Raw genomic sequence first — 12,750 nt, 5'->3', positions numbered from 1 at the left:
AAGAATTTTTAATTAATGAAACTTCTATTGTCTACCGAATGACTGCTCCATTCATTGAACTTGGCATTACAATTATGATTACGGAAATAATCAGGAAAATTTCTGTAATACAGAGAATTCTCCCCTAATTAAGTCAAATACATTGAAATAATCAGTTTTCCTTGATTAAATTTTTGAAACTAAAAAATTAGTCAAAACCACCGGCTGAGCCGGTGGTTCTTTGATTCTCCTCATTTCTCTCGTCGAATCCTTTGCCAAAGCATTACAATACGAGATTAGCAAAATCCAAAATGGGGTGTGCCAACAGAATTCATCTACTAAAGATTATATAATTAATCGGTCCAAACTACTCTTGTTTTTAAACTATCGTTTATCTCTTTATAGATTATTATCAAATGTTAATATACTCCCAATGACTGGACTATTATTTTGTTTATATGTGTATAGCAGCTTTTTTGTTGCTTGTCGTTCTACATCGAGTTTTCGAACAACTAGCAAAATGCCGTCTGCGCTTTCCGCGATTTGAAAGGCATCAGCGTATTCATCTGTTGAAGGTGTATCGATAATAATCCAATCGTAATCTAATTCCTGCATATCCTTCTTGAGAAATTCAAAATTAATAGTTTTTGAACTGTTTTCTTTTGATGATTGAATAACATCAAAATGATTTTTATATGTATAAATACATTGATCAATGGCAACTTGAGGATCCAAAAAATAATCATTTATTTTATTTTTTACCTGAAATTTTAGAATCAGTTCAAAAGCTGGATGATGCAAATTAGCTTCTACTAACAATACTTTCTGTCCCATCTCGCTCAATGTCAAAGCCATATTAATAGCTGTTGTTGTCATCCCTTGTTTGCGTTTTGAAGCGCTTAACATAATAACGCTATTTCTTCTTTTTGAATCAAAGCAATTATTATTAAGTAAGCCTGTGCATAATTTTCGATATGATTCGCGATATCGAATATTATGTGTATTAATTAAAAGTGTTTCTTCAGCAGTTTTTGCCTTGTCCTTCCCTAATTTAAAAAAGCTCATTTTATCTCCTCTTTGAATCGATTGTCGGAATGTTACCCAAAACCGGAATTTCAAGATTTTCTTCTATTTGCTGACTATTACGATAACAACGGTTTGTAAAAATCTGGATTAGTATATAGCCTACACTCAAAACAAATCCCAAGGCAGCACCCGCAACAGTGTATTTCTTTGTTGACGAATGAACAGATGTTTTTATAGTGTGGCCTGCCACATCTATAGACTCAATCATATGAAGATTGTTCTTTGCAATTGTCGGTGCTGCTTTTTCAATAAGTTTTACCATCCGATTTGTTTTTCTTCGATTTTCATTATCATATTTAATCGTTAAAACGTGTGTTAATGATCTATCGTTATCTTCATCCTTAACATTAATACTAATATCTTTCAAATCAGATTTTTTAATTGACTTTAAATTAATATTTTCTTCTTTATAATACTCCGGTGTTTGAAGTAAAGCTTCAAGGCTACTAGCCATTGACCGTTTAGTAATATCTGGTTGGTCAGGACCGTAAGGCATGTTGATAACAACATTAACTGTTCCAGAATAAGAAATCGCTCTTCTCGACCGACTAACCCCATATCCTACTGCAGCAAAAATAAGAATGCAGGCTAGAATTGGAAGCCAATTACGAAAAATAATTTTCCAAATAGTTCGCGCATTAATTGATACTTCATCAATATATTGTCTGTTCAAATTATCCATTTTCTTCCTCATCTCTCATATTTTATATGAATTTTATTTTTAACAATTTTAACTATTTCAATCATTAATGATTCTTTCATCATAACAAGAGCTAATACACACAGCCCCATAAAAAGAACTACTGAAATAACTAATTCATCAAACGTACAAAAAGCAAACAAAATACTTAATCCACAAAGATGCCACCGCAGATACCCCTCAACGACAGTCGAGACTACTCACATAGTTTGAGCTCAATAATCTGAATCCCATAGTAGTAAAGGAAAGATAAATTACGACATCGTCAAGATAGCATTAAAGACGAAGATTTCTTAATCGATTTTTGTTTCAGTATAAAATAATAGATTCTCATTTCTATATTTAATTCGATATATAAAAGGCCTAAATACATACGGAGCAATAATTAGCCAAAAAGTATTATAGTAAACATTAATTATCAAATCATCTATAATTCCATGAACCGCTAAAATTGAACAGATCATTAACAGATACCAATCTCTTTTTTTGTAAGTTTGATACATTGCGATAGTCATTAAGACGAGAATCAATACTGTAAAGATCCATCCAAAATCCTGAAGAATTTGAATATACATGCAATCGACATAATTGTAAAGTCCATCTGTTTTGGAAAGGTCGCGTTGTCCTTTATTATTTAATCCATTTCCAGACATTTTAATTAATTCACCAAAGGGCTTTACGCCATTTTCTTTTAATGAATTTTGTCCCAATTCTAGACGATCACCTAATGCGATGTTAACTTTTTTTTGTAAAGCGGAACTATCTGAATAAGATAGTGTTATTCCTAAACTGATAAACAGACATAAAACATATGAAAATATAAGAATTTTTGCGAAATGGACTCTCTTTCTTTTTTTTCGGCATGGTTTCTTTTTTATTATTGATGCACGAATTTTAAATCCTATCACACAAATCATCATTAAGATAAATAATCCAAAAGCTAATCTTGACTGAGTAAAATAAAACATTAAAGAGTTAATCAAAGAAAGAAAGATCACTGTTCGCCATTTCATGTTCTCCCTTTGAAGCCAAATTAGCAACGCCGAAACATTAAACAACAAAGTTGCAGGAAATAAAGAATACTTAAACCCAAGATAAAATCGAATTCGATCACTTTTTTCAACATAATTATTAATTATTCCTAAAACACTACTAAGAATAACTAATAATAAAAGAATTTCTTCTGCTTTAAGCGTAAATTCTGCGATTTTCTTAAAATCAATATTTCTAGCAGAAAAACACAAAATTAATAACCAAAAGAGGTGATTCAAAATAATTTCATTATCATGAGTAAAATATGTTATTCCTGACATTAATACGATAAAAAAAGCAATTACAAAACCTCTCAAAATCGCTTTTAAATTATTACACTCATTGATCACAAGTAACAAAAGCGAAAAGAATAAAACCCATTTATATAAATTCTCTCCATACTGAATCGAAAAAAAAGAACTATTCCAAATCAAGGCAAAAAGATATAAACCATATGCAAGAAAAAAAATAAACTCATTATATTCAATTTGTTTTGTACGAATTTTATATTTTTGAGGCTTTATCTTCATTAACTCTTTCTCTTCTTTCTAATTCTTAATAATTGTCGGCCGTTGCTTTTTTCTCATCTATGTTTAACATTAAACGTTGCAAAGCTCCTTTTTGATTAGACTTTCCATTCATGTTTCTTCAATTTTTTTATCAACAAATTATCATTACAAAAAATTTCAGGATTTTTTCTCTTTCATAACTACCTTTAAATTATTTTCATATTAAAAGTTCTTCTGCAGTTTTCAGAGTTTTTTTCGTAAAATACCCATTGCATATCTTCCGCTGAATTTGTACAACTGCCTTCTTATAATTTTCATAATCGTCACGCGTACAATTATTAATTCTTTCTGCAGCTTCCTTTAATGATCCTACACAAATCCCTAATTTGTTTTCTCTAACGAACGAGGCTTCCGCAGCATCTTTCCAGATTATTACTGGAATGCCTGAGGCAATATACAAAGATAGTTTATGGGGATTATTATATCTTAAATAATTTCCAGACGCCCCTGAACAGGTATCAATACTATCACCATCCCAGACCAAACCAAACCCAGCATCAATGATTTGAGGTAATTGATCAGCTGGTTTAACGCCATTGTAATGAATATTAGATTTATTTAATAATCTTTTATCACAATTTGGGCCATAAAGTTCAATGCCAATATCATTTATCTGATCAAGTTCTCCAATATACTTAGATTTGTTGCTGTCCAAATTACCTGCGATAATAATGTATTGATAGTACTCTGGTATTTCTTCAGAATGATCGTGATAATCAGTGAGATAATCAAATATTTCTAATGATATTATTTTATTTTCAGGAAAACCTTTTTCAACAAAATAATGTTTCATCACCTGATTGTGGACGATGATAACATCAGCAATATTCATCATTTGCTGAAACTCTTCTTCATAATATTGACTATCCCGATAACCTCGAAGACTTTCAACATCATGAACCACACAGATAAAATGGATATTCTTTTTTTTCATTTTACATAAATTGCGATATCTATTTAGTTGTTTGAAATGAAAAGGATGTTGTAATAAAACAATTGAGTTTTCCTCAATTTTTTTTGAAATAGAATTCCAAGTTTTAATAAAATCAAGATGTTTTCTAATTTTATCAATAACATTCTTACTCGCCGGAATCATTATTGTACATCTATTGTAATCCATCTCGTCTGCAAAATGTGCAATATCAACGACAGCTTTTGTCCCAGCGTTATTATTTTCTTTTTCGATTTGAACTATCTGATATTTATTTATTTTTCCTATAATCATTTTTTCTACTTTTCATCACTTTTCTCAATTGATTGTTTTCTTTTGTTAAATTTAATTCTAATGGTATCAATCACTTCAAGAGTTAGGGATTCCTTTGCTAACACTAAAAACATAAGATAACTACCCATAAACAGAATAACCGAAACAATTAATACAACAAACACATGTAAATTAAAGCGTTTAATCCAAAAAGATGCCAGTAATGCTACTCCCAATGCTCCTACTATTTTCCCGTAAGGCAACTTTTTAAATATAGGATTAACTTCTTTTCTCAAAACATGGTATTGAACAACAAAAACAACGAACTCAGCTGCCAACGTTCCGATCGAAGCCCCCGTTGAAGCAAATTTTGGAATTAAGATCATGTTTATTCCAAAGTCCGTAATAGCTCCAGCTATTTCTGAATATAATACATATTTTTCTTTTCCAAGCGGAACAAGAATCTGCATTCCCAATATATTCGTTAAACCAATAAATATAATTGTCGGCTGAATCCACTGCATTGGAAGCACAGCACCGCCATAAGCGGGACCCGACAAAAACCGGATACCTTCTCTTGCAAATAAAATAAAATACAAAGCCAAGGGACATGCAATAACGAGTACGAAATTTAATGCCTTCGATGAAAGTCGATGTAGGTCTGTTAAATCTCCCTTTTCCACATAATATGAGGCGCGCGGTAAAAGGACAGCACCCAACGAAGTCACAATACTGACTAATATACTTTTAATTTTAACTGCTGCATTATAATAACCCACATCCGTATCGGTCTTCATAAACCCAAGCATAATTGTATCCAAATTAGTATAAACGGTCGTCGCAATAGACATAGCGAAAAAAATCAGCACTGGTTTCAAATGCCGTTTTAATTGATACCCTCCTACAGGATGCATATAAATGTGTTTACGCGCATTAATAAAGTTCAAAATGTTGGACGCCGATGCTGCAAAAATTGAGATGCCGCCATAAATTAAATAGTCGCTTTTATGATGGATAAATACAAACATCGCAACTAAGGCAATAAGCTTGAAGATAATAGACCTAACTGTAATGTAGGTATACTCTTCCAATCCTTGATACATCCAGTCAATTCCCACACATGTAAAAATTATATTAAGTGAAACGACTAGATAAAGTGTTCGGTCACCTTGAAGTCTCGGAACAAAGGCTAAAGCTAAGAACAAAACCCCATACGCAATGCCGCTCATCACCAAATTGAAAAAAAAGAGCTCATGTGTCACGCGAGTGAGTTCTATTTTATCATCCCTCACCTGCGCACAGCGACGAATGCCGTAGGTTGGAATACCCAACTGTGCGAACATCGTAAAATAACTAATGATCGACGTTGCAAAAGATACCTTTCCCGTACCAACTGGTAGTAAGACTCTTGAAACATATGGAAAGGTGATCAGAGGAAAGATAAACTGCGACATCGTCAGGATGGCGTTCATAACGAAATTTTTTTTGATCGATTTATGTTTTCTCATTACTAAAAAAATTATTAATTAATAAAAAAATCCTCCAATTTCTGAGCTTCAACCTTAATCTCATAACCACTATTAGTAAAATTATGCTTAATTTGATCTGAGGCAATTCGATCTACATTTTTTTTGATCTCAGAAATTTTTTGCGCCCAACTATTTGCGGAATAACCTAAACCGAAAAAATGAAAATTATCATTTATTTTCAACTCATATGGCATAACATCTTTAGAAGCTAATACAGGAACGCCGTTCCCTTGTGCTTCCAACGCTGCAAGGCCAAAGCCTTCAAAAACAGATGGAAAAAGAAATAAATCCATGGCACTTAACCAGCCTTGTATATCGTTTTGTACACCCAAAAAGAGAACTCTATCTTCAATTCCATATTGCTTTACTTTATTAATTAACTTATGCTTATCTTCACCGTCGCCGATCAAAATACAAATTGCAGTAGGGTCTTCTTTTAAGTAATCATTAAAAATATCGATCAAAAAACTTTGATTCTTTTGAAAATGAAGGCGGCCAACATTACCGATAACAAATCGATCTTTTGCATTTATTTTTTCCCTATAATGTTGCCTCTTTTTTTCGTCAAATGAGACGCGATTAATATCTATGGCATTTTTAATGATAACAACTTTTTTTAATAACTTTTCATCATAGAACCATTTTGCAGCTTCCTCTGAACATGCCCAAAAATCTGTGGCGTATTTCCACAATCTTTTTTTATTGTATTCATGTAATTTACCTCTGAGTTTTGAATCCATATTTTCGGAATTATGACTATGAATGATTCGTTTAGAAATACCGTATTTTTTCGCTAATTTCAAATAATCAATATTAGCTAAACTGCAAACATTCACCCAAATCGCTGAATACTCATCTGCATGTTTTTTAAAAAAAGTCTTTAATTCTTTATGGTATTTTATTGGATTTTTACTCCGAGCTACAAAATGAAAACATTTTGACCCATTGCTCGTTAATTCATCTTCATATGCGATTGGCTCATATGAATTGCATAGGAAATCAAAATGTACTCTCTTTATATCGATATTTCGATAGTAATTCATAATGACACTTTCGACACCGCCAGGATTTTCAGTCATGCCAAAAACAAGTACTTTTTTTGTCATAGTTTTCTCCTAAAGCTCCCGATTCTCTTTTTTCCAATTTTGTCGAGCCCGCAATGAATAAATTTGAGAAGCCAAGCGATATTGTTTCATTTTCATTAATAAAAAAGGCAGCATTTTAGGCGAAAAACATTCTGCAAGTTTCACTTTCTGCATGGCCTCATGAATAATCGGATCTGCCAAAATACTTTTCATGGCGCTTATTTTATGATCGTACGTATCTGGGTTATTCAATGAAAAAACTTCTCGCACCATTATGATATTAAAGTGCATCAGGACATATCGATTAAATGCCTTTTTGATCTGGTCTGATTCTTGATCGATTAATTTTTTTGATGCGTACAAAGCACTAAGATATTGTTTTGTTTTTTCTCCAGAGAAAACACGCATGGCTGAATTTGGGTTAAGTGTATAATGGTATGCCAATTCCGAGCAAAGGCAAATCGAATGAGAAAAGCGCAAGAAGTTCAAAGTGAAGTCGCTGTCTTCAGCAAAAGACAAGGTATTATTAAATCTTACATTATGTTTTTTTATAAGATCCGTTCTAAACAATTTTCCCCACGCCTGCATATACTTCGTTGGATCCGCAATCATTCGCGCTTTAACATTTTCGGCTTGAATGTCAGAATAGTACTGACGCTGCTCTATCACAGGCCTCTTCTCATCTCCAGCAATATGACCGTAGCAATACAAATCATATTGATTCGTCTCAGCATCTTGAAATAAAATAGAGAAATCCTTTTGATTAATTAAATCATCAGCATCGACAAAAGTAACATATCGTCCCTTTGCATGTTTTATGCCGCAATTTCGTGCATTAGAAACACCAGAATTTGATTGTAATAATGTTATGCTGTATTTATTTTTATATTTTTCTTTTAATGCCCTTGCGCAACGGTAAGTGTGGTCGACAGATGCATTTTCAACTATAATGATTTCAAATTTATCGGCGAAATCTTGATTAAGTACACTCTTCACCGCTTTATCTAACGTTTTTTCATTATTGTGGCACGGAATAATAAATGAAATTAATGGAGCTGACATCAGAAGCTGCCCTCATATCTTTTATGGAAAAATTTTGCCTTCAAAAAAGCGCCGCCTTTTTTAAACCAATTGGTTTTTTCCATATTAGCATAAGGCAGTTCCTTTATTTCAGCTTGGTCGATTTGTTTTGTTTTGACCTGATACTGCAGCCAAACATTAAAAATTATTTCACTAATCCGCCCCGGATAACGTTGTTGAAAAACTGATAATTGAGAACTGTCGATTTGCTTTTCAAGTTCAAATAAGATATCAAATAGCCATGTACAATATCGATCTAAATCTTCTTTGCACATAATCATCATGTTAAACATATATCCGGATCTTTGCTGAATCACCTGATCGAACGTTTCTAAATAATCCGGATATTTTTCAGAAATTATCTCGCGGGTTTTGTCTAGCTGTTCGATATAATGTGTATGTGCATAATGAGATGCCAAAGTTTCGATATAATAATGTCTTTTCTGAGGTACAAAAATACGGTATTTATTCAAATCAGGAGCAATTTGTTGGTAAGTTAAGATTGAATCAAAACGATTCTTTGGTTTTGTACCATCGGTAAAGTGACGCCTATAATGAACCAGACCAATATAATCCGATTTTAAATTTTTCCAAGCCCAATACAAGCCGGTCAACTCACAATATCCGCTATTTTTTTTTGAAATATTTTCACCAATATTATCCTTCATATAGCCGAGATCAAGGGGGTTACTCTGTTTATCTACTTTTCCCTCAGCTCCGACATGTAATGGAAGATACATCGGATCATCCGGCATTCGATATTTTTTATGTGTTGCAATAATAATCTGTATACGACCTTGAATACTTGCCATACTTTTTTCTCCTGTTTTACTCCGCACCTCTGGCCGTAAAAACCACTTTTATCGTCTTAAGTATCAATTTAAAGTCCAATCCCAGACTCCAGTTTTCGATGTAATAAGCGTCGAGCTTCACCACTTCTTCAAAATCGGTAATTTCCGAACGGCCGCTCGCCTGCCACATACCGGTTAATCCCGGTTTCGCTGCGAGCCGTTTTAAATGGTGCATGTCGTATTGCTTGTACTCTTCCACTGTCGGCGGGCGGGTCCCCACCAGAGACATATCCCCCTTGAGCACGTTAAAAAACTGTGGCAATTCGTCGATGCTGGCCTTTCTTAAGAAATGGCCTATTGGAATGATCCGCGGATCATTGTCCATCTTGAACATGAGCCCGGACATCTTGTTCTGGGCCATGAGTTCCTTTTTGCGCGCTTCGGCGTCTGGATACATCGTTCTGAATTTGTAAATTTTAAAGGTTCTGCCGTTGCGGCCAACCCGTTCCTGGGCAAAGAAAATCGGCCCCGGGGATTGATGCTTGATAATCGGTCCGAAGATGATCATCGCAATGCCGGTAAAAATCAAACCGACCAGCGCGCCGACGATATCCGTCAAGCGCTTAACGACCAATTTCCACTGTGGAACAGTGTTCATACTCGACGTCATGACACTGAGTCCGCCGAGTTTGTGCAAGGTTTGATTCAGGATCGCCCCGCTGAACTGCGGCATGGCCACGTGAACCGTCAACCCTGCATTTACAAATAATTGGATGAGATGCTCGGTTGTTTCATTTTTCCCGCTTAAATCAAGAAAAACCTCATCCACGATATTTTTGCGGACGTACTCAAAAACTGAATGCATTTCGCAGACAATGGGCACGTCATGATAGGTTTCGCCAACTTGCCCTTTTACGTCGTAAAAAACCATGCCGCACAAATTATACGGTCGATAGAAATTTTGCTGAAGATTGTTGACCGCCGACTCCGCATTTTCCCCGGTGGTAATCACGAGCATCTGGCGTTCTTTTTTCGACGCGCGGATTCTCCGGCGCACTAAGCGCTTCCACAAGACGCGTTCCGTGTAATTGAGCACGATGGAGACCGGGATCATCGAAACCATGATCACGCGCGAATAATAATAAGAATTCTGCATCAAAAACATCCAGAAAATCAGCAGCATGATCGTCACAAAGGTATGGATGCAGACGGATTTAAACTCCGCGTACCGATCACGGTACACAATATTGCTGTAAGTCGATGAGAAAAAAGCCGCAAGAATATGCGCTGGGACAATCGCGATGGCCATCCGCTTGTATAGCGGCGGAAACGGGATAAATACCCCAATTCGATACGCATAAACAATAAAAAAGGAGAGTTCAAAAAACAGCAGGTCCCAAAGCAAAAAATCCAGATGCTTGACCCAACTGCTTGTTTTTCTTTTATACATGGATACTCCGATCTAATAATTGTCTTCTTTAATCGTATGCGTGTATTATATCACGGCTCGCGTTAAAATCAAAAAACCAAATTAATCTGTTGTTAAGCCTTATTCGGCAGCTAAGCCCTTGTCGCGGATGACCTTGATGACCGAATCCACCAGTTCTTCGCACTGTGCCTTGGTTTCAGCTTCCACCATGACACGGATGAGCGGTTCTGTCCCCGACGGTCTGACGAGAATCCGACCTGTATCGCCCAAAGTCTCAGCAACGCGCTGCACCGCTAATTTTACATCCGGGTCATTCTGCGCAGCTTCTTTATCGGCAACGCGAACATTTTTGAGAACTTGCGGATAAATGTACAGCGGTTCAACAATTTCCGACAGCTTTTTCTTTTGTCCAATCATGGCCTGCATAATTTTAAGGCTGGTCAAAATGCCGTCGCCCGTTGAGGCGTATTTCGAAAAGATGATGTGGCCCGACTGTTCGCCGCCTATGTGGCAGCCGTGTTCCGACATGTATTCGTAGACGTACTTGTCGCCAACCTTTGTCTTGGCGTAGTCAATGCCAAGCTCATCAAAGGCTTTGTAAAGACCGAAATTAGACATGACTGTCGTCACGACCGTATTGTTGACAAGTTTATCCCGTTCTTTCATATAACGGCCGTATAAATACAAAATATGATCGCCAGTCACGACGTTTCCCTTTTCGTCTACTGCCAAGCAGCGATCAGCGTCGCCGTCGTAAGCAAAGCCCACGTCCATCCCGTGTTCGACCACATATTTTTGAAGGCCTTCGATATGGGTGGAACCGGCATTGGCATTAATGTTCAACCCATCAGGATCGGCGTTGATCACCGAAACGGTCGCGCCCAACGCGTTGAAAACGGACGGCGCGATGTTCCAGGATGAGCCATTGGCACAATCCAGCGCTACTTTTAACCCCTTGAAAGAGTACACGCCAAGAGAAATCAGATAACCGATGTAGCGGTTGCGCCCGGAGGCGTAATCAATGGAGCGCCCAATTTTGTCCCGTTTAGCCCTGGGAATCTCAGCACCCCAGGATTTGCCGAACACGGTTAGCCTGCCATCGATATAGGATTCGATTAAATCGATCACTTCCGGATCCATTTTTTCACCGTTATGATTGATAAGTTTGATCCCGTTGTCGTAATACGGATTGTGGCTGGCGGAAATCATGATGCCGCAGTCAAACTGATCCACCCGGGCTACATAAGCGACCGACGGCGTCGTTGTGACGTGCAGAATATACGCATCCGCCCCGGAAGCGACGATCCCGCCGACGAGCATTGATTCAAACATGTAGCTCGATCGTCTCGTGTCTTTACCAATGACAATCTGCGGCGTTGTTGTATCGCCTTTTTGTCTGCGCAATTCGCCGTAATACCAGCCCAAAAAACGGCCGATTTGGTACGCATGTTCCGCTCTCAACGTCACGTTCGCTTCACCTCGGAAGCCGTCCGTCCCAAAATATTTTCCCATTTCTTTTCGTCTCCCTAAACTTTTTTATGACAAAAAAACTCCGAAGCGTAAGCCTCGGAGTTTGACTGTCAATTATTCGCCCATCTGCTTGGCAACTTCTTCTGCAAAGTTTTCCTGTTTCTTTTCGAGACCTTCACCCATTTCAAAACGGGCAAAACGACGAATCTTGACGTTTTCGCCAATGTCCATGATCATTTCTTTAACCAGATCGCCGATCGTCATGTCCGGATCCTTGATGTAAGGCTGATCCAGCAGACAGATTTCCTTGTAGAATTTCTTCATTCGGCCGTCTACCATTTTTTCAACGATTTTTTCCGGCTTCCCTTCGTTCAGTGCCTGAACCTTCAGGATTTCGCGTTCTTTCGCAACTTCCGCTTCCGGCACTTCGTCTTCGTTTAAGTATTTCGGATTTGCCGCTGCAATGTGCATCGCAACATCCTTAGCAAAGCGCTGAAACTTGTCAGTCTGTGCAACAAAGTCAGTTTCGCAGTTGATTTCAACCATCGCGCCAATGCGGCCGCCCATGTGAATGTAAGAAGCGACAACCCCTTCAGCTGCGATTCTATCCGCTTTTTTAGCAGTCTTTGCCATGCCCTTTTCGCGCAGGATGACGATCGCTTGTTCCATATCGCCGTCAGCTTCAGCCAAGGCCTTCTTGCAGTCCATCATGCCGGAACCCGTTTTTTCACGGAGTTCCTTAACCATCTGTGCTGTAATTTTCATTGAAATATTTCCTCCAAGATCAAGTAAAAAG

The 12,750-nt window shown here is 36.9% G+C and carries 11 protein-coding genes; all 11 read right to left on the bottom strand.

The window, feature by feature from the left end:
- Positions 1-378 precede the first annotated feature (378 nt).
- The 11 genes from FYJ52_RS04110 to tsf all read right to left on the bottom strand — a co-directional run bounded on the left by FYJ52_RS04110 (position 379) and on the right by tsf (position 12,719).
- Positions 379-1,044, bottom strand: coding sequence for a CpsD/CapB family tyrosine-protein kinase (locus FYJ52_RS04110; RefSeq protein WP_154575995.1), 666 nt, complete (start codon positions 1,042-1,044; stop codon positions 379-381).
- Between the two features lies 1 nt (position 1,045).
- The gene (locus tag FYJ52_RS04105; RefSeq protein ID WP_154575994.1) at positions 1,046-1,747 is read right to left on the bottom strand and encodes a YveK family protein; all 702 of its coding nucleotides are present in this window, start codon (positions 1,745-1,747) and stop codon (positions 1,046-1,048) included.
- Positions 1,748-2,058: 311 nt separating this feature from the next.
- Entirely contained in the window at positions 2,059-3,327 is a 1,269-nt protein-coding gene (locus tag FYJ52_RS04100; protein WP_154575993.1) for a hypothetical protein, read from the bottom strand.
- Between the two features lie 196 nt (positions 3,328-3,523).
- Positions 3,524-4,591: a sugar transferase gene (locus tag FYJ52_RS04095; protein ID WP_154575992.1), complete on the bottom strand. Its 1,068-nt coding sequence runs from the start codon at positions 4,589-4,591 to the stop codon at positions 3,524-3,526.
- A 5-nt stretch (positions 4,592-4,596) separates the two neighbouring features.
- Positions 4,597-6,078: a flippase gene (locus FYJ52_RS04090; protein ID WP_154575991.1), complete on the bottom strand. Its 1,482-nt coding sequence runs from the start codon at positions 6,076-6,078 to the stop codon at positions 4,597-4,599.
- 14 nt (positions 6,079-6,092) lie between these two features.
- On the bottom strand, positions 6,093-7,205 hold the full coding sequence (locus FYJ52_RS04085) for a glycosyltransferase family 1 protein (protein ID WP_154575990.1): 1,113 nt from the start codon (positions 7,203-7,205) through the stop codon (positions 6,093-6,095).
- A gap of 9 nt (positions 7,206-7,214) precedes the next feature.
- Complete coding sequence (locus tag FYJ52_RS04080) at positions 7,215-8,246, bottom strand: glycosyltransferase family 2 protein (protein WP_154575989.1); 1,032 nt, start codon at positions 8,244-8,246, stop codon at positions 7,215-7,217.
- Entirely contained in the window at positions 8,246-9,076 is an 831-nt protein-coding gene (locus tag FYJ52_RS04075) for a DUF4422 domain-containing protein (RefSeq protein WP_154575988.1), read from the bottom strand. Before FYJ52_RS04075 ends, FYJ52_RS04080 begins: the two co-directional genes overlap by 1 nt.
- Before the next feature lie 16 nt (positions 9,077-9,092).
- Positions 9,093-10,505: a sugar transferase gene (locus FYJ52_RS04070; protein WP_154575987.1), complete on the bottom strand. Its 1,413-nt coding sequence runs from the start codon at positions 10,503-10,505 to the stop codon at positions 9,093-9,095.
- A gap of 99 nt (positions 10,506-10,604) precedes the next feature.
- Positions 10,605-11,996 (bottom strand): phosphoglucosamine mutase, encoded by a 1,392-nt coding sequence (gene glmM, locus FYJ52_RS04065; protein ID WP_154575986.1) that lies wholly within the window; start codon positions 11,994-11,996, stop codon positions 10,605-10,607.
- Positions 11,997-12,068: 72 nt separating this feature from the next.
- Positions 12,069-12,719, bottom strand: a complete 651-nt coding sequence (gene tsf / locus FYJ52_RS04060; RefSeq protein WP_154575985.1) for a translation elongation factor Ts — start codon at positions 12,717-12,719, stop codon at positions 12,069-12,071.
- Positions 12,720-12,750: the final 31 nt, after the last annotated feature.

The organism is Pseudoramibacter porci (genome assembly GCF_009696145.1).
Taxonomy (GTDB): Bacteria; Bacillota; Clostridia; order Eubacteriales; family Eubacteriaceae; genus Pseudoramibacter; species Pseudoramibacter porci.
The sequence above is the reverse complement of the archived record's forward strand: the minus strand, read 5'-3'. Positions and strand labels throughout refer to the sequence as shown.